At 58.7% G+C, this 19,483-nt stretch carries 13 protein-coding genes; 3 read left to right on the top strand and 10 right to left on the bottom strand.

What is annotated here, in order from left to right:
• Nucleotides 1–17 precede the first annotated feature (17 nt).
• The 6 genes from cobA to ahcY form a co-directional block, all read right to left on the bottom strand.
• Nucleotides 18–1,547 (bottom strand): uroporphyrinogen-III C-methyltransferase, encoded by a 1,530-nt coding sequence (gene cobA / locus ACTCIA_RS11350; protein ID WP_463001935.1) that lies wholly within the window; start codon nt 1,545–1,547, stop codon nt 18–20.
• Nucleotides 1,544–2,485, bottom strand: a complete 942-nt coding sequence (gene hemC / locus ACTCIA_RS11355) for a hydroxymethylbilane synthase (RefSeq protein ID WP_463001936.1) — start codon at nt 2,483–2,485, stop codon at nt 1,544–1,546. The genes cobA and hemC overlap by 4 nt, the downstream gene beginning before the upstream one ends.
• Nucleotides 2,482–2,709: an FmdB family zinc ribbon protein gene (locus ACTCIA_RS11360; protein WP_463001937.1), complete on the bottom strand. Its 228-nt coding sequence runs from the start codon at nt 2,707–2,709 to the stop codon at nt 2,482–2,484. Before ACTCIA_RS11360 ends, hemC begins: the two co-directional genes overlap by 4 nt.
• Before the next feature lie 101 nt (nt 2,710–2,810).
• A complete protein-coding gene (locus ACTCIA_RS11365) occupies nt 2,811–4,169 on the bottom strand; it encodes a tetratricopeptide repeat protein (protein WP_463001938.1) in 1,359 nt (452 codons plus the stop codon).
• A complete protein-coding gene (gene selA / locus ACTCIA_RS11370; protein ID WP_463001939.1) occupies nt 4,166–5,611 on the bottom strand; it encodes an L-seryl-tRNA(Sec) selenium transferase in 1,446 nt (481 codons plus the stop codon). The genes ACTCIA_RS11365 and selA overlap by 4 nt, the downstream gene beginning before the upstream one ends.
• Nucleotides 5,612–5,756: 145 nt before the next feature.
• Complete coding sequence (gene ahcY / locus ACTCIA_RS11375) at nt 5,757–7,019, bottom strand: adenosylhomocysteinase (protein WP_463001940.1); 1,263 nt, start codon at nt 7,017–7,019, stop codon at nt 5,757–5,759.
• A 922-nt stretch (nt 7,020–7,941) separates the two neighbouring features.
• Between ahcY and uvrA the strand changes: the two genes are divergently transcribed.
• A complete protein-coding gene (gene uvrA, locus ACTCIA_RS11380; protein ID WP_463001941.1) occupies nt 7,942–13,263 on the top strand; it encodes an excinuclease ABC subunit UvrA in 5,322 nt (1,773 codons plus the stop codon).
• A 65-nt stretch (nt 13,264–13,328) separates the two neighbouring features.
• Here the strand turns inward: uvrA and ACTCIA_RS11385 are convergent, their stop codons facing one another.
• Genes ACTCIA_RS11385 through ACTCIA_RS11395 form a run of 3 tightly spaced genes read right to left on the bottom strand, consistent with a single transcriptional unit; the run spans nt 13,329 to nt 15,079 of the window.
• A complete protein-coding gene (locus ACTCIA_RS11385; RefSeq protein WP_463001942.1) occupies nt 13,329–13,631 on the bottom strand; it encodes an Lpp/OprI family alanine-zipper lipoprotein in 303 nt (100 codons plus the stop codon).
• A gap of 15 nt (nt 13,632–13,646) precedes the next feature.
• Nucleotides 13,647–14,573 (bottom strand): L,D-transpeptidase family protein, encoded by a 927-nt coding sequence (locus ACTCIA_RS11390; RefSeq protein ID WP_463001943.1) that lies wholly within the window; start codon nt 14,571–14,573, stop codon nt 13,647–13,649.
• A gap of 11 nt (nt 14,574–14,584) precedes the next feature.
• Entirely contained in the window at nt 14,585–15,079 is a 495-nt protein-coding gene (locus tag ACTCIA_RS11395; protein WP_463001944.1) for a metallophosphoesterase, read from the bottom strand.
• Nucleotides 15,080–15,232: 153 nt separating this feature from the next.
• Between ACTCIA_RS11395 and ACTCIA_RS11400 the strand changes: the two genes are divergently transcribed.
• Nucleotides 15,233–16,207 carry a DMT family transporter gene (locus ACTCIA_RS11400; protein ID WP_463001945.1) on the top strand — a complete coding sequence of 325 codons (975 nt, stop codon included), beginning with the start codon at nt 15,233–15,235 and terminating at the stop codon, nt 16,205–16,207.
• A 1-nt stretch (nt 16,208) separates the two neighbouring features.
• A complete protein-coding gene (locus ACTCIA_RS11405; RefSeq protein ID WP_463001946.1) occupies nt 16,209–19,187 on the top strand; it encodes a DEAD/DEAH box helicase in 2,979 nt (992 codons plus the stop codon).
• 89 nt (nt 19,188–19,276) lie between these two features.
• On the opposite strand, the gene ACTCIA_RS11410 is transcribed toward ACTCIA_RS11405, so the two are convergent.
• Nucleotides 19,277–19,483 (bottom strand): hypothetical protein (locus ACTCIA_RS11410; RefSeq protein ID WP_463001947.1); only part of this gene is annotated, 207 nt, incomplete at its 5' end.

The raw sequence follows: 19,483 nt of genomic DNA on the forward strand, positions 1-19,483 counted from the left end.
ACAGCGGCGGTCTTTTTTCAGACCGCCGCTTTTTTTTGGTAATAGGCGGCAATGGCGCTGCACAGGCCGTCAATGGTGTATTCGTCTGCAACCACGTCCATCTCTAAGCCCATATCAGAAGCGGTTTGAGCTGTAATCGGGCCGATTGCGGCCAGGGTGGCACCGGAAAGCAGCTGCTTTGCCCCGGATTCGGGCAAAAGGGCCATGAAGTTTTTCACCGTGGAGGAACTGGTAAAGGTGACCATATCCACCTGGCCGGATTTCAGGGCTTCGGCCAGCTCACCGGCTTCGGCCTGGCCCTGTACGGCGCGGTAGGAAAGGATTTCATCCACGCCGGCCCCCATTTTTGAAAGTTCTTCAGGCAGCACCGGACGCGCCCCTTCGGCCCTGGGCAGCAGAATTTTTTTGCCGGAAACATCCTGGCCGGCAAAGGCGCTGACCACGGACTCGGCCCGGTAGCTTTCGGGTATGATATCCGCGTTTAACCCATTGTCATTCATGCGCTTTGCTGTGGCCGGCCCGATGGCTGCAGTCCGGATGCGGCCCAGAGCCCGGGTGTCGTATCCCAGGGCGTGCAGGCGGCTGAAAAATGCATCCACTCCGTTGACACTGGTAAATACGAGCCAGTCGTATCCGCTGATGTTTTCAATGGCCGCATCCAGGGCAGACAGATCCTTGGCCGGCTCGATTTCAATCACCGGCATTTCCAGGCATGCCGCTCCCATTTGCGAAAGCCTTTCCACAAGGTCGCTTGCCTGTTTTCGGGCCCGGGTCACCACAATCCGCCGGCCAAACAGGGGCCTGTTTTCAAACCACTGCATTTTTTCGCGCAGGCTGACCACCTCGCCGATCACGATGATACACGGTGCCTTTAGCCCGGCTGCGGCCACATTGCCGCAGATGGTCTCAAGGGTTCCGGAAACCGTCTGCTGGCCGGCGGTGGTGCCCCATCGCACAAGTGCTGCCGGGGTTTTGGGGTCTTTTCCAAACTGCCGGAGTTTTTCCACAATATTGGGCAGGTTCCTGACCCCCATGAAAAACACCAGGGTGCCGCCGGTGTCGGCCAGGGCCTGCCAGTTAAGCATGGATTCGGTCTTGTCCGGATCTTCGTGGCCGGTGATAAAGGTCACGCACGAGGCAAACTGCCGGTGGGTCAGGGGGATGCCCGCATAGGCGGGTGCGGCCACCGCGGATGTCACCCCGGGCACCACTTCGAATGCCAGTCCGGCGGCCACCAGTTCCTCGATTTCCTCGCCGCCCCGGCCGAAAATAAACGGGTCCCCGCCCTTGAGCCGGGCCACCACGCTTCCGGCCCCGGCTTTTTTTACCAGAAGGGCGTTGATGCCGTCCTGGTTGAGGGTGTGATCCCCGCCCTTTTTGCCCACGTAGATCAGCTCCGCGTCAGTGCGGGCGTATTTGAGCAGTTCAGCAGACGCCAGGTAATCGTATACCACCACGTCTGCCGCGGCAATGCAGTCGATTCCCTTCCGGGTGATCAGGCCCGGATCACCCGGGCCGGCGCCGATCAGATAAACCTTTCCGCTCATGTCTGCCGGGCCTCCTCTATGAGCCGTTGGACAATATCGCCGGCGCCGCGCTCAATCATGCGTCCGGCCACGGCGGTTCCCAGTTTTTCCGGATCATTGGCCGGTCCCTGCATTTGCTCGCGGTACATCACTGAACCATCGATTTCAGCCACCATGGCATTTATAGTCAGTGTTTGGCCCTGTTTCTGTGCATATGCGGCAATGGGCACCTGGCATCCGCCCTGGAGGCGCTTTAAAAAAGCGCGTTCTGCCAGCACGGTACAGGCTGTATCCGCATGATGAATGGCGGCCAGCAGATCGGCTGTTTCAGCATCGTTTTTCCGGGCTTCAATGCACAAAGCCCCCTGGCCCACCGCAGGCACCAGGGTTTGGGGATCGATTTTTGCGGTGATTTGGTCGCCGAAACCCAGGCGCATCATGCCCGCTGCAGCCAGGATTACGGCATCCAGGTTTTCGGTTTTCAGCTTTTTGATCCGGGTGTCAATGTTGCCCCGCAGGGGCCGGATATCCAGGTCCGGCCGGAGATAAAGCATCTGAGAGCCCCGGCGCAGGCTGCTGGTGCCGATGGCGGCGCCCTTTGGAAGGTCCTCGATTTTTGTGACATTTCTGGCGATCAAGGCGTCACAAGGATTTTCCCGCACCGGAATGGCGGCAATGCAGAGGCCTTCGGGGATTTCCCCGGGCATATCCTTCATGCTGTGCACGGCCATGTGGATGTCTTCTGCCAGCAGGGCTTCCTCGATTTCCTTGACAAACAGGCCCTTGCCGCCCACTTTGGCCAGGGGCACATCCAGGATCTTGTCCCCGCTGGTCTTGATGACCGCAAGTTCCACGGAAATATCGGGACGGTGCGCCTGGATCTGATCCTTGACCCAGTTGGCCTGCCAGAGGGCAAGCTGGCTGCCGCGGGTGCCGATTCGTATGGTTCCGGGATTCATATGCCGCAGCTGCCGCAGCTCGTGGATGCGCATCCCCCGCAGGCCGAGCCCGCTGACGCGCTCACGGTCCGGCCGCCCTCTCCCTTGCTCACAAACCCGCAGGCCGAAAGCCGCCTTTGGACTTCTTCGGTGCCGCAGTCCGGGCAGGCCGGGGTTTCTTTTCCGAAAATCAGGGTTTCAAATGTTTTGTCGCATTTGTGACAATAATATTCATAAATGGGCATGACATGCCTCCTATGGTAAATTTTGTCCGCTTTCATATCCCATACAGAGCCGAATGTAAACAAGTTAACCATGCCTGCCAACCAATCAAGGCCGGCCGCGGCTATGCTTGGGCCTGCCGGTCCGTGTCCGGGTCTGCGGCCATCTGTCCGATCCGGGCAATGTCTTCAGATGCGTCATATCCGCAGGCGCTTGCGGCTTCGAATTCGGCCAGGGCCTTTTCCGGCTCGTTTTGCTGAAAATAGACCTGTCCCAGCCGGTACCGGAACAGCCCGTTGTCCGGGGCCATTTCCGAGGCCCGCCGGCAGAACATCAGGGCGATATCGGCGTTTCTGCCCTGTTTGTCATAAAGCCAGCCCAGGGCCGAAAGGGCTTCGGCGTCGTCAGGCCGGAGTTTCAGGGCGGTTTTATAGGCGACTGTGGCATCCGTATTTTGTCCAAGGCGCAGGTAACAGTCTGCCAGGTACCGGTATGCAATTCCGGATTTTTCGTTTAACTTCACTGCCTTTTCCAGGTATTGCAGCGCCTTTTCCGGCTCATTGATTTCCAGGTATACCCGCCCGGTCTGAAAGGCCACCTCAAAGACTTCCGGGTCGATCTGTTCCGCGCCGGAGAAATATTCAAGGGCCTTTTCATAATCGCCCCGGCACATATGCGCGTAACCGGCATTATACAATGCCATTACCTCTCCGGGGTCCAGCTCGGCGGCCCGGACAAAGCATTCCAGGGCCGCGTCCAGATCCTGTCTGACCCCGTAGCACACCCCCAGACTGTTATAGACGTTCACATTGTCCGGGTCCATGGCAAGGGCGCGTTTAAATTCAAACACAGCCCCGTCAATGTCGCCGGCCTGGTAATACTTGTCCCCGGAGATGTTGAGGCTGACCGCATCAAAGGCCGTGGTGCTGCCCGGCCCGAAAAACTCCGCATGCTCCAGGGCCTTCTGGGCGTTGATCAGAATTTCCCGCCGGTCGAAATCCAGGGCGGGATAGGCGGCAATGCCGATGGTCAGGCTCCGGTCCTGCTGGCTGGCGATTTGTTCCTGCAGGCCGCGGGCCAGTGCAATGGCGCCGGCTTCATCCACGCCCGGAAAAAAACAGGCCAGCTTGTCCTCGTCAAACACCCCCCAGAAGCCCTTGTGCTGCCGGCATGCCTGGCGTACGGCCGCAGCCGTGTCCAGGGCCAGGGTTTCCGGCTCCGGATGTGCGGCAAAATCGTCCATGCGCAGAACCAGCACGGAAAACAAATTCGTGTCCGCCAGCCGGCCGGCTGCCGCTTCCATGAGCCGGCCCGGGGATATGGCGGCATCGGGCAGGCTGGTCAGGGCGGCAAGGGTCCGGGCTGCGGCCTGGTCTGTTGCCGGCCCGTGGGCGGGCAAAGGTTCTCCCACCCCGCTCTGAGACAGCAGAAATGCGCTGCTCGAAGTCTGACTGCGGTGTACAAAGGCATTGGTGTCGCTCATGAAAAACTCCCTGACAGCAAAAGATTCACGGCATGTGAAATCATTTCAACTTCATCGGACAATACGGTTCGCAGGTCCACAAGAAAAGTATCCGACTCGATCCGGCCGGTGACAGCGGGCCGCTGTTGGCGCAGGCGTTGATCCATCCGGGCCGCGGATATGCCCTGGATGGAAATGGCCACGCACCGGGTGGGCAGTTCCAGCAGTGGAAGCGAGCCGCCCCCGGCCCTGGATGCCGAATCAATGATCCGGCAAGTGAGCCGGTCATCGCTGATCTGCCCCAGAAGACCGGCAAGGCGCTCGGCCTTTTCCCGGATGTCGGCCAGGGGACAGGTGAGCATGTACAACGTGGGAATGGTCTGCATGGCCGAGGCTTCATCCCGGTAGGCGCGCAGGGTACTTTCCAGGGCGGCCAGGGTGAGTTTGTCAATGCGCAGGGCCCGGGTCAGGGGGTTTTTTTTGATTTTTTCCATGACCGGCCGGGAGCCTGCAATAATTCCGGCCTGGGGGCCGCCCAGGAGTTTGTCGCCGCTGAAGGTCACAATGTCGGCCCCGGCGGCAACGGATTGCTGGACCGTGGGTTCACGGCTGAGCCCGTATCTGGAAAAATCCACCAGGGTGCCGGAGCCCAGGTCCTCCATCACGGGCACCCCTGCCTGTTTGCCCATCTCAGCCATGTCCTTTAGGCCAACGCTTGCGGTAAAGCCCACAATGCCGTAGTTGCTGGTGTGCACTTTGAGCAGAAGGCCGGTGTTTTCGTTGATGGCCGATTCATAATCCCGTGGGTGGGTGCGGTTGGTGGTGCCCACCTCCCGGAGGATGGCCCCGCTTTTGGCCATGACATCCGGAATCCGGAAGGCACCGCCGATTTCCACCAGTTCTCCCCTGGATACCACCACTTCCCGGCCCCTTGCCACGGTGTCCAGGCACAAGAGCACGGCCCCGGCGTTGTTGTTGACCGCCATGGCGGCTTCTGCCCCGGTAAGTTCGCAGATGAGGTCCTCCACGATCTCGTAGCGCGATCCCCGCCGGCCTTCGGCCAGGTTGAATTCCAGGTTTGAGTACCGGCCGGCCGCGGCTGCCATGTGCGTCATGGCTTTTTGCGACAAAACAGAACGGCCCAGGTTGGTGTGCACCACCACGCCCGTGGCGTTGATGACATGGGTGAGGTTTTCGGCCATGGCCGACCGGACTTGGTTTCTGATCCGGCGGAAAATGTCCTGTTCGGAAATGTCGGCATCATCGGCCGGAGGGGCTTGGGAAACAAGATCCTTGCGGATTGCATCCAGAACCCGGCGCACTGCGGATTTGACAACCGATCTGGGGGCGTCTGCCAGTTGCGGATCTCCGGCTGCGACCTCCAGCATGGATTCCACCGAGGGCAGGCGCCGCAGCAGGGCGTGCCGGTCTTTGAGGGAGGCTTGGTCGTTTTTTTCGGACATACCCGGCAATTTTGTATGAGTGTGGATGCAGTCAAATGACCGGAGACAGTTGGGGGCTGTCTCCGGCCGGCGATTTTGCTGTTAAAATAAGAAATTATACACTCATATCATTTCAAAGGCGCCAGGTTCAATGTTTTTTTCGGTATTAGGTGCCTTCTTCCCAGCTGTCAAGGTAATCTTTCTGCTCCTGGGTAAATTCGTCGATTTCCACACCCATGGCTTTAAGCTGCAGACCTGCGATCTGGTCGTCGAGTTCTTCCGGAAGTTTCAGGACCCGGGCTTCAAGCGCGCCTTTGTTCTTGACTCCGTATTCGCAGGCCAGGGCCTGGCCGCAGAAGGAGGTGGACATGACCTCGCTGGGATGACCCTCGGCTGCCGCCAGGTTCACCAGCCGGCCTTCTCCCAGCACGAAAAGCTTTTTGTCGTCTATCACGAATTCATCCATAAACGGACGCACCTGGCGGACGGAGGAAACGGCTTTGCGCAGGGGCTCCAGCTGGAGTTCATTGTCAAAATGGCCGGAGTTGGCAAGGATTGCGCCGTTTTTCATCTGCTTCATGTGCTCGATGTTGATGACATGCTTATTTCCTGTCACCGTGCAGAAAACATCGCCGATTTTGGCTGCATCGGCCATCTTCATGACCCGGTAGCCGTCATAGTGCGCCTGCAGGGCCCGGAAGTTGTCAACCTCGGTGACAATAACGTTTGCGCCCAGGCCCTTGGCGCGTTGGGCCACTCCTTTGCCGCAACTTCCGTAGCCGCAGACCACAAACGTCTTTCCGGCATACAGCAGGTTGGTGGCCCGCAGGATTCCGTCAATGCTGGATTGGCCCGTGCCGTAATAGTTGTCCACCATATGCTTGGTCTTGTTGTCGTTGACAGCGATCATGGGGTATTTTAACACACCGGCTTTTTCCATGGCTTTGAGGCGGATGATGCCCGTGGTGGTTTCCTCGCAGCCGCAAATGATTTCCGGGATCAGATGCGGGTGGTTTTTATGGATTTCCGATACCAGGTCACAGCCGTCGTCAATGGTGATATGGGGCTTGAAATCAATGACATTGTTGATGTAGCGGTAGTAGTCCTCGGTGGTTTCGCCCTTGTAGGCCCAGACGCGGACGCCTTCCTCGGCCAGGGCCGCGGCCACGTCGTCCTGGGTGGAAAGGGGATTGCACCCGGTGATGGCCACGTCTGCGCCCCCTGCGATCAGGGTGCGCACCAGTATGCCCGTTTCCTTGGTCACATGCAGGGCCAGGCCCACCCGGATGCCAGACAGGGGCTTTTCTTTTGAAAAACGTTTGCGCACTTCAAGAAGGGCTCCCATATTGAGTTCGGCCAGTTCCATGTTGCGGGCGCCCTGGCCGGCCAGGGAAATGTCTTTGACCTCATAATTTTTTCCGGTGTCCATTGGCTTCTCCTTTGGAAAAGTTGATTGGGTTAGACAAAACCGTAAAAAGCTTCTTGCGTCGTACGCTGTTTGTCAGGAAGGAAGTCCTGCGGTCGGGGTCGGCTTTTTCGCTCCTGACCGTTTTTGCGGATTTATCAAATGCCTTTGCTTAAAATTGACAAACCCGCTCTGCCTTGCTCAAACAGTTTGAAATCTTTATGCAAAAACGCTCAATGTCGCTTCAAAAGCCGACCCCGCCCTTGGACTTCCTTGGAAGTGCTCTTCCGGCCGCAGCCCACGGGATCGGGCATGAAAACAGCGCTTTTTAAGACTTGAATGTGTTCCTTCCGACTCCCTTGGTGGCAAACTTTGCACACAGCCGGCCATGATACCGGCCCGGGGGTGGTTTTCGAGTCGCATTGAGCGCGCAAGCGGTCAGCAGGGAGAAAACCGCCACCGGGTCGGTATCATGCGAAAATTATAGAACCAGGCACGAACAGCAACTTCTTTGATGTTATTTTGTTCCGTCACTATGGATAAGCTTGTAAAAAGTCTTTTTTCCAGGCAGTGTTAAGTTTTAAGTGATTAAGTGTTAAGAAAAATCAATAGGTTATTTTTTTAGCTGAATACGTCACCTTAGCGAAAATATAAAAATCAACCCGCCGGCTGTCAAATAGCCGGGGCAGGCCCGGCCATCCAGGGAAATGCCCGGGGATAGATGGGGTGCTGTTGTCACGGGGCCTGCAGGACCACCCGGGTGGGAGAGGGTTTTGGTGATGGCTGGATGAGGTTAAAAATTGTTTAAAATCGAAATGTTGCATTCAGCCGCAGAGAAGTTCGGGTTGTATTGTGAAAAATAAGATATAAACTGATCTGCTGTGGCTTGTGAAAAAATGATCTGAAACGCTGCGTTCAGGTGAAAAACAAATCGCATGACAGGAGTTTGATTCGATATATGGGCCGGGATGAGATCCGTGTGGTCAATGCACGGCAGAACAATCTTAAAAATATCAATGTCACCGTGCCCGTGGGCGCGGTAACCGTTGTCACAGGCGTGGCCGGGGCGGGAAAGTCGTCTCTGGCCTTTGACGTGCTTTATGCCGAAGGCTACCGCAGGTACGTGGAGACCTTTTCCCCCTATGCCCGCCAGTTTCTGGAGCGGCTGGACCGGCCAGAGGCGGACCGCATCGAGGGGGTGCTGCCGGCCATCTCCATTGCCCGCACCTCGCCGGTGCAGACGTCGCGTTCCACCGTGGGCACCATGACCTCCATTGACGATTACCTGCGTTCTTTGTTTGCCCGGGCAGCCGACCTTTACTGCCGGGACTGCGGCCGGCCGGTGCACCGGGAAAGCCCGGAGCACATTTTTGACGCCCTGCTGGCCCGGGTCCGGGACAGAACCGCATTGATCTGTTTTTCCCGGCCCATTGGGGACGCAGGCCCGGGCGACGTTCGCGAAACCCTGGAACAGGCGGGTTTTTCCCGGGTGCTGGAGCAGGGACAGGCCCTTCGCATTGAAGAGGCCGTTTTGGATTACGGCGGCACAGGGCCGGTGACCGTGGTGCTCGACCGGGTGAAAATCCGCCCTGATGCCCGGGCCCGGATCATTGATTCCATTGAGGCGGCTTTGCAGTACGGCCATGGGCGGATCCGGGTGCAAATGGCAGACAGGGACGAGACCCTGCATTTCAGCAACAGCCTGCACTGCCCGGTCTGCGATATCGAGTATGCCGAACCCGCGGCCGCCCTGTTTTCCTTTAACAATCCCGTGGGTGCCTGCGAGACCTGCAACGGGTTTGGCCGGATCATTGACATTGACCCGGACCTGGTGATCCCGGATCCCGGGCAAAGCATCGCCGGCGGAGCGATCCGGCCCTTTCAGACCCAGACCTATTCCGCCTGCCAGAAGGATCTCATGGCCTGGATGCGCAAAAACCGGCTGCCCGCAGACACGCCCTGGCAGGGCCTGGATCCGGATCTGCGGGAGCGGATCTGGCAGGGGGACGGCTCCTGGTACGGGATTGCCGATTTTTTTGACTGGCTCAAAAGCCGCAGGTACAAAAAGCACGCCCGGATCTTTCTGTCCCGGTTCCGCCGGTATCTCACCTGTCCGGACTGTCGGGGTGCCCGGTTAAAGCCCGGCTCCCTGCTGTTTCAGATAAAGGACAAAAATTTTGCCCAAATCCAGCAGATGGCCATCAGTGATGCCCGGGATTTTTTTCAGGGTCCGGACCTGGCCGGCAACGACCGGGCAACGGAGATGCTGCTTTCCGAAATCCGGGACCGACTTGGGTTTCTCTGTGACGTGGGCCTGGGTTATCTGTCCCTTGGCCGGCAGTCCAGAACCCTGTCCGGGGGTGAAACCCAGCGGGTGACGTTGGCCACGGCCCTGGGGGCGTCATTGACCAGCACCCTGTATGTGCTGGATGAGCCCTCGGTGGGGCTTCATCCCGGTGACAAGCAGCGACTGGCCGGGGTGCTGAAAAAGCTGGCCGCAGCCGGAAACGCGGTTGTGGTGGTGGAGCACGATGCGGCATTTATCAGAAGCGCGGACCGGATCATTGACCTGGGCCCCGGCCCGGGCATCCAGGGCGGCCATGTGGTGCACCAGGGAACCCCGGCCGGGCTGCTCAAACGCAAAAACTCCAAAACCGCCGCATATTTCCGGGGGGACCTGCAGATCCCCCGGCCGGAACACCGGCGGCAACCCGGGGCAAAAAAATTGAAAATCACCGGTGCCCGGGAGCACAACCTTAAAAACATTGATCTTGAAATTCCCCTGGGCCTTCTGGTGTGTGTCACCGGGGTGAGCGGTTCGGGAAAATCCACCCTGGTGGATCATGTGGTGTACCGCAATCTCCGGCGGCAAAAGGGACTGGAGATCATGGAGCCGGGCGCATGCAGCGGGATTTCCGGCCATCATCATGTTTCCGGTGCCGTGCTGGTGGACCAGTCCCCGCTTTCCAGAAACACGCGAATGAATGCGGCCACCTACATGGGCGTGCTGGATCCCATCCGCACCGCATTTGCCGGCACCCGGGCGGCCAAACAGATGGGGCTGACAAAGTCGGCCTTTTCCTTTAACACCCCGGCCGGGGCCTGCCCCCACTGCCAGGGCGCGGGATACGAGCGGGTGGAACTGCAGTTTCTGCCGGACGTGTATGTGAGATGCCCGGGATGCGACGGCCGGCGGTTCAGGCCTTATGTGCTTGACGTGCAGGTCCGGGGTCATCATATCGCGGACGTGCTTTCCCTGCCGGCCGGAGATGTTGCTGAGCTGTTTTCTGACCGGCCGGCTGTGGTGGACGCGCTTGCGCCCATGATCGATATCGGCCTGGGATACCTGTCATTGTCCCAGTCCGCTCCAACCCTTTCCGGCGGCGAGGCCCAGCGCCTGAAACTGGCAAGGCATCTGGCCCGGGCCCGGCACGCGGAAAATCTGCTGTTTCTCCTTGATGAGCCCACAACCGGCCTGCACCCGGACAACGTGGCAGACCTTGTGGGCTGTCTGCAGCAGCTTGCCGATCAGGGCCATTCAGTGGTGGTCATCGAGCATGACATGGATCTGGCCCGGTCTTCGGACTGGATCATTGACATGGGACCTGCGGGCGGAGATGAGGGAGGACACATCACGGGCCAGGGTCCGCCGGAGCATATCACCGGCCTTGACACCCTCACGGCCCGGGCCATGCAAAACATTGCCGCCGATGTCTCACATTTTCCGGAATCCGCGGGCCGGCGCGGCAAAGCGGTTTCCGGCAAAACCATTTCCATCCGTGGCGCCCGGGAGCATAACCTGGCCGATATTTCCGTTGAAATTCCCAAAAACCGCCTGGTGTGCGTCACCGGGGTAAGCGGGTCGGGCAAATCCACCCTGGCCTTTGATGTTTTGTATTCCGAGGGAAGGGAGCGGTTTCTGGATTGTCTGCCGGTCTACGCCCGCCAGTACATGCAGCCCCTTTCCCGGCCGGACGTGGACCGGGTGGAATCCCTGCCGCCCACCGTGGCCCTGGAGCAGAAAATTTCCCGGGCCGGGGCCATGTCCACGGCCGGCACCGCCTCTGAGGTGTATCATTACCTGCGCCTGCTGTTTTCCGCCCTGGGATCGCCATTTTGTCCCGGCTGCGGGGTGGCCGGCCAGACAGCGGATGCCGCGGAAATCACCCGCCAGATCCTGCGGCGGTTTCACGGCAAAAAAATCAGACTTCTGGCCCCTCTGGTGCGCAAGCGAAAGGGTTATCATGCAGACGTGATTGCCCGGGCTGCAGCAGACGGTTTTGCATTTGTGCGCATTGACGGAAAATTTTATGAATCCGCAGCCCCGCCCAAGCTGGACCGATATGCCATCCATGACGTGGAGGCAATGACAGCCGAGGTGACGGTGGACCAGAAGCAGCCGGAACAGATCCGCGCCGGGGTAAAAACCGGCCTGGCGGCCGGGGCCGGGGCGGTGATCGTCTCCGCGGCGGGTCAAAAATCCGGCGGCCGGGATCATTTCTTTTCAACCCGCCGGGCCTGTCCCGAGTGCGGGGCCGGACTGCCCCAGGCCGATCCCCGGTTGTTTACCTGGAGTCAGCAGTTCGGGGCCTGCCAGGTGTGCCAGGGTACGGGCCGGGTCAAAACCGATGATTCCGAATCCGACACAGACGCGCCTGTTTGCCCGGCCTGCTCCGGCACCCGGCTGCGGCCCGAGGCCCTGGCCGTGAAAATCAACAACAGCAATATCGGCGAAGTGGCCGCCATGACCATATCCGGGGTCCGGAAATGGCTCCATGGGCTTGACGCGGTCTCAGCAGAGGTCAGCCAGCGGGTGCTGCCGGAGATCAACGCCCGGCTGCAGCTGCTGGAGCATCTGGGCGTGGGCTACCTGACCCTGGACCGGCCCTCCAACACCCTTTCCACTGGCGAGGCCCAGCGGGTCCGGATTGCAGCCGAGATTTCCTCCAACCTGCGCGGGGTCTGCTACGTGCTGGATGAACCCACTGTGGGGCTTCATCCCAAAAACGCGCAGGCCCTGGTTTCCGCCCTGTGCGAGCTTCGGGACCGGGGCAACACCGTGGTGGTGGTGGAGCATGAGGAGCCGGTGATCCGGGCGGCAGACCATGTCATTGACCTGGGCCCGGGCGCCGGGGTGGACGGTGGCCGGGTGGTGGCCGCGGGAACCCCCAAATCCCTGGAAAAAAACCGCGCCTCTGTCACCGGGCAATGGCTCGGTTCCAGTGCTGCCGCCGATCTGTGGCGGCGAAGAAGCCTTGAAAACTGCCCCTGCCTGACCATATCCGGGGCGAGCTGTCATAACCTGTCCAATGTATCCGTGGACTTTCCCCTGGGCCGGCTGGTGTGCGTCACCGGGGTGAGCGGGTCGGGCAAGTCCACCCTGGTAAGGGATGTCACTTTCAGGGCTGTCAGGGCGGCCCTGTCCGGCCGGCCCCTGCCAAAGACCCTGGCCGGAATTTCCGGGGTGGAATGGATCAAAAGCGCTAAAGAAGTGGATGAATCGCCCATCGGCCGGACCCCCAGATCGGTTCCTGCCACCTATGTGGGGATCATGGATGAAATCCGGCGGGTTTTCGCCATGACCCCGGAGGCCCGCGCAAGGGGATACACGGCGGCCCGGTTTTCCTTTAACGTGTCCGGAGGGCGCTGCGAGGCCTGCGGCGGTCAGGGCCGGCACCGGGTGGAAATGCCGCTTCTGCCGGTGGTGCATATCCCGTGCGATGTTTGCGGCGGGCGGCGGTACAACCCCGAAACCCTGGCGGTGCGCTTCAAGGATCGGTCCATTGCCGGGGTGCTGGACATGAGCGTTGACGAGGCCCTGGATTTTTTCAGCGCGTTTCCGAAGCTTGTGGGTTCCTTGCGGTTTTTATCCGATACCGGTCTGGGCTACGTGAAACTGGGCCAGCCCAGTCCAACTTTGTCCGGGGGCGAGGCCCAGCGCATGAAGCTGGCCGCAGAGCTCACCACAAGGTCGGCCGGCGGGGGGTTTTACGTGCTTGATGAGCCCACCACCGGTCTGCACATGGCGGATGTGGCAAAGCTTGTGTCCGCGCTTCAGCAGATGGCCGACCGGGGCGATACAGTGGTGGTGATCGAACATGACATGGATTTGATTGCCGCAGCCGATTGTGTCATTGACATGGGCCCCGGCGGCGGGGAATCGGGCGGAAAAGTGGTGGCCCGGGGCACTCCGGAGGCAGTGGCGGCCTCGGCGGAATCCTTGACCGCAGCATATCTGCGGGAAAAACTGGCCGCCGCCCAAAGGTGATACAAAAAACAGCCCCCGGCAGCTTACCCGCAGGGGTGTGCCTGCCGGGGGTGTTGTGAAAAAAACTACTTCTTCATTTGCTGGTTGAAAAGGGCTTCGCTCTTCTGGGCGGCCTGCTCGGCCTCGTCAGCAGCCATTTTGGCTTCGTTGGCGTACCTCTTGGCATCCGCGGAGGACTGGGCGGCTGCTGCCTTGGCTTCCTCGGCGTCTGCTGCTGCCTGGTCAATCTTTGCCGTGTTGGCGTTGACCTGCTCCTGGAGTTCATTGAACTGGGCCGTGGTGGCACAGCCCGACACCATGAGAGCGGCCACTGCGATAAATGCGGCCATCAGGGTCCAGACAGTCTTTTTCCGGTTGCTTTTTGCCATTTGTTACCTCCTTTTTTATGGTTGGTTCAGATCGGTGACACTGCCCACGGCTTCGGGTACGCCGCTCCGGGCTGTCACCACACGTTGCATCCGCTGCTGGTCAATGCCTGAAAACAAGCCCCTTTGCCTTAACAGGGCCTCGGTATGGGCATGCATATCCGGGATTATATCATGAATATCCGGGTGGACCTCCAGAAAAATTTTATCGTCCTGAATTCCCACCTTAACCGGCGCGTAGCGGATTTCCACCCGGTCGCCCACAGCCACTTCATTGAAAAAGATCTCAACATGCTCCGGATACATCCGGATGCATCCATGGCTGACCCTTCTGCCGATACCCCAGGCAAAGTTGGTGCCGTGAATCCCGATTTGCCCGTCAGCCAGGCCGATCCAGTAGTCTCCCAGGGGGTTGTCCGGTCCAGGCGGCACCACGGCCAGGCCCACTTTTTGTCTGGAACCCTCGGGCACGGTCCATTCCGGATTTTTTATCCTGGAGACAACCCGGGTGTCTCCCGTGGGCGTGGCCGCCCCCTGCCTGCCGATGCCCACAGGATAGGTTTTGACCAGGTTGTGCTCCGGAAAAAACCGATAAAGCCGCATTTCCGGGATATTGACCACCACTTGCTGGTATCGCGTGGGCGGCAGTACCCAGCTCCGGGGAATGACAATTTCCTCTCCCCGGGGGGGCAGCCAGGGGTCCATGTCCGGATACACAAGCGCCAATTCATTGTATCCGAGTTCGTAGTTCCGGGCAATATCGAGCAGGGTTTCCCCGGACCTGACGACATGGACCTGTTCATAGCCCACCCGGTTCATGACCGGTGTTTGGGCCTCTGCCATCATTTGTATCTCATAGCGGAAAGCCGCACCAAACGCCGTACTGGTACAGATGAGAAAAAAAAGGGCGGCAGCGCAGGCGGCCCGCAGGCAATCAATCTTCATGGCGGCGCCCTTCAGGAGATGGTCAGTCGGGTTATGGAATGCCGGCGGGTATCCACCATGCAGAAACCGGGATTGCCCTCTTTTCCCATCACATCACCCGGGTTGAGCAGAATGGTTTTTCCGATCTGTTCCTGCCGGGGCATGTGGGTGTGACCGAAACACACCAGGTCGTATTTTCCCGTGGCAGCCAGGCCCTCGGCCATTTGGGGTTCATGGGTGAAGGCGACGAAAAACCCCTGAAAATCGATTTCCCCGAGAATGCCGTACAGGGTGATCAGGCCGTCTGAACCGGCCGCGGTTTTTGTGAGCAGGTATTTGTCCCCGTCATTGTTGCCAAACACGCAGTGAAGAGGTGTCTGCGCCTGCTGAAATTCCTTTAGCATAAACGGGGCAATGATGTCTCCGCAGTGGATGATGGCATCGGCCTGCTGTTTGCCGATACTTTCTATGGCCTTGCCGACGTTTTCGATATTGTCGTGGGTGTCGCTGAGTACCGCGAGTTTCATAAGTGTATTTTTTTCTCCGCCGGTCCGGTTACAGGGTCGTTTGGGAAAAGCTTTTGACGATTTTATCAAATCTTTATTTTTTGGCCTTTATGTGTCATATGATAATGCCTTTTGGGGGAAATTTCAATACAGGGATGCTTTTTTGAAAAGACCATGAAACCGGATTCTTCCAGAAATAATACCGATAACAAGTCCCGGCAGGCCTCGGCTGATGCGCCTTACGACAGGCGTCAGGCCTCCCGGGCCCTGCAATTGACGGGCAGTTTGAGCGTTCTGGCCTCGGCTTTTTTCTTTTACCTGGCCACGGCCGTGATCCGGTGGGCGCAGCAGGACGTGGTGATTGCGGCCTCGTATTTCGTGTTTGCCCGTTTTCTGCTGGGATTTTTCGTGATCTGCGCCCTGCTGGCTGTCCGGCGAAAGGGCCCCCGGCCTGTCCGGCTGCATTTGCTGGCGGGCCGCACGGTGTTTAACTGCCTGGCGGTGTACTGTTTCTACCAGGCGGTTTCCGTGACCTCCCTGGCGGAAGGCAATATTTTAAACATGACCTATCCGGTGTTTCTGGCCCTGTTTTCCTGGATACTGCTCAAACACCAGCGGAATCATGTGGCAGCGGCCATGGTGGTGGTGGCCTTTGCCGGCATCTGGCTGATCCTCTCCCCGGGAAAGCTGGATTTGCGGGTGGAAAGCCTGTGGGGGCTGGCTTCGGGTGTCAGCGCGTCTTTTGCCATTATTTATCTCAACATCAGCCGGCTGCACCACGATTCGGATACCATTTTGTTTTATATGTTCGGCCTGGGCGCGATTATCATCTATGCCATGTTTTTCCGGGAGATTTCCGTGCCCGACGCCAGACAGTTGTATTACCTGACCCTCTGCTCGGTGCTCGGGGTGGGGGGGCAGTACCTGCTGACCCTGGGGTTTAAGTATGTCACGGCCGTGGAGGGCGGGATTCTGTCTTCCACCCGGATTCTGCTGGCTGCCGTGCTCGGCCCGGTGGTGGCCGCGGATCCGGCCCTTTCACCGGCGGGCTGGGTGGGTGCCCTGCTGATTTTCACAGCCAACGTGGTGCTGACCCTGCGCAAATTCAGACAGCCGGTTATCCCGGAAAAACAGCAGGGAGAACATTGACATGACCGCTGAAGAATTGTTTGCATATCTGCCCGCACACCGGCTGGAATACCACAGAAACGCCCTTGCCCTGGTGCCGGAACAAAATGATCCGGTTCCCGGGGTGGCGGTTTTTCTCATGGATCCCAAAACCGGATATCACACGTTGACCTGCAGTTGCAAAGCCGCCACCGGCAAAAAACGAAAATCAAAATGCCCGCATGTCAAACAATTGTCAGAAGCCCTTCGAAAGCTGCCGGACCCGGGCTCCCGGTCCTGGATGGATGCCCTTTTCCGGAAAACCCCCTGGTATGAGACCGCCGCAGTTCTTCACGAAACCTGCCCGGTGAGTTCCGGGTCCCTGAAAATCGGACCGGACACATCTTCTGATACCGGTGAACTTCGGGTATGGGGTCCGGATGCAGAACTTGTGGCCGCGTTTTCACCCGATCCCAAAGATCCCGAAAAAGCCGTCCTGGAAAAGCAGCTGCTCCTGGAACGCACCAATCTTTGCCCCCAAAAGGACAATCCCTTTCACCGGGGCCGGGTCATGGATATGCTGGCCCGGTTGACCCTTACGGAAACCGAGCGGCTCATGGCCCTGCAGGAGGTGATCAATCGCCGTCAGGCCCTTGAGCAGAGTTTCTGGTTTCGCCTGCTTTATCATTTTCGAAACGTGGCTGCGCATGCAGGACCGGCTTTGACCACGGAGATGGAACAGGAAACCGGCCGGTATATCATCTCCTGTACGGATCGCAGCCGCGCGCTTCGCATTGTTGTCCCCCGAAAAGGGGTGATGCGCGTGCAAAAGCAGCTCCAGAAGATTTTTCCCGGTACCGGCCAGGTGGTTTGGCCCGAATCCCTGGAATCCATTGTCAAGGTTTCGGCGGATGAGAACAATTATCTGCGCCTGACCCTTTATCTGCTGCTGCATTTGCCGGATGGGGCAACTGAGGCCATTGAACGCAGCCGCCTGAAAAAATACTGGTACGGGGATGCGGTTTATATCCCGGACAACAATGTGCTGGCCACATGGAAGGCAGCCGACAGGTTCGGCCCGGTCTTCGGCCGGCAGTACACAAAAAGGATCAAGCCCGAACGGGTACCGGAAATTATCGATAAAATGGGAGATATTTTTTCACCTCCCAATATCATTGATCCCAGCGCAAAACGGCTCAGGCTGCACCGGCAGTGGGACCGCATGGAGATGACGGCCGAAGCCGTGGACCGGGACTGGTGCTGGCTGGCTGTGTCCTATGGGTTCGGGGAAAACGTGACCGTCCGGCTGGCCGATATTTACGCGGCCCGCAGGGCGGGGAAAAAATATCTTCCCGTGGACGACGGATGGGTGGAAATCCGGGATCTGGACCTGGGGCCGGTGGTAAAGCTGCCGGGAAGCCCGGTTTCCGCCCAGCTTGCAGACGGCAGAAAAATTTTGCAATTGTCGAGAATGGATCTTTTGCGGATCCGGGCCGCATCCGGCGAAGATCTCCGGGTCCGGCCCCGGGGCGATGAACCCTCCCGGAACCTTTCGGCAATTCTGGACATGCGACCGGCAGCCCCCGTCACCCGGCCGGCGGGAATGGCCACTGGTCTGCGCGGTTACCAGGAAAACGGGCTTCAGTGGCTGGGCTTTCTGGTGGAAAACCGCATGGGCGGGCTTTTGTGCGATGAAATGGGTCTGGGCAAAACCCACCAGGTCATGGCGCTGATGGCATGGCTTGCGGAAAACCGGCAAAAGCCGGCGCCCTGTCTGGTGGTGTGCCCCACCACGGTGATCTCTCATTGGGAGCGCAAAATCCGGGAGCATGCACCGGGCCTGCAGGCATTGGTGTACTATGGCGCCAACCGGGAGATGGCCGACCTTTCGGTGCCGGGTATGGTGATGATTACCTCTTACGGCATATTGCTGCGGGATGCGGCGGTTTTGCAGGATATCGGGTTTGCTGCGGCGGCATTTGACGAAGCCCATTTGATCAAAAACCCGGACACCAAATCCCACGTCGCGGCACACGCGATCCGGGCGGATCTGAAAATTGCGGTCACGGGTACGCCGGTGGAAAACCGGCTCACGGATTTAAAGGCCCTCCTGGATCTGGTGCTGCCCGGATACCTGGGGACAGACCAGGAGTTTGCCCGTCGCTATGAAAACGCTGGCAGACACCGGCGCAAGGAGCTGCAGCGGCTGATCCGGCCTTTTACCCTTCGCCGGACAAAGGATGCGGTGCTCCACGAACTTCCGGAAAAAATAGAGGACATCCGATACTGCCGGCTTACAGACACCCAGGTGCGGCTTTACCGGGATGCGGTGGCCGGCCGGGGCAAAAAGCTGCAACAACAGCTGGCGCGCGGAGATGTCGATATTCCCTACATTCATATTTTCGCCCTGCTCTCTTTGTTAAAGCAGATCTGCAATCATCCGGCTTCAGTGGACCGGCGGTCGGTCCCCAAAAGCTTTAAAACGGATCAGGCAGCCATGGATTCCGGAAAATGGGAGCTTTTTGTGGAACTGCTGGATGCCTGCCTTCAAAACGGGCAGAAGGTGGTGGTTTTCAGCCAGTTTCTGCCCATGATCCGCATGATCGTCTCTCATCTCCAATCCATTGGCGTGGAATCGGCCGGCATCACCGGACAGACCCGGGACCGGGGGCGCCAGATTGACCGGTTTAACAATGATCCGGAATGCCGGGTGTTTGTGGGCAGTCTCAGGGCCGGCGGCAGCGGGATTGATCTCACCGGCGGATCCGTGGTGATTCATTACGACCGGTGGTGGAATGCCGCCAAGGAGGATCAGGCCACGGACCGGGTCCACAGAATCGGTCAGAACCGGGGGGTGCAGGTGTTTAAACTGGTTACCGAAGGAACCCTGGAAGAAAAGATTTCAGCCATCATTGACCGCAAGAAAAACCTCATGGCCGACGTGATTGCCGAAGATGATCCGGGCCTGCTCAAGACCTTTTCCCGGGACGAACTCATGGACCTGATCTCTTTGCCGGAATAGGTCTGTTATGTGTTTGATAAGCCTGTAAAAAGTCTTTTTTAGAGGCAGTGTTAAGTGTTAAGTGTTAAGTGATTAAGTGTTAAGTAAAATCAATAAGTTGTTTTTTTCTGTTGCTTGCCGGTTACAGAAGTTTCCGGATTTCCAAGTAACTTCAAAAAAGTTGCTGTTGGTGCCTGGTTCTGTAATTTTCGCATGAAGCCGGCCCGGTGGCGGTTTGCTCCCTGCTGACCGCTTGCGCGCTCAATGCGACTCGCAAACCACCCCCGGGCCGGCATCATGGCCGACTGTGTGCAAAG

Source organism: Desulfosalsimonas sp., assembly GCF_055149105.1.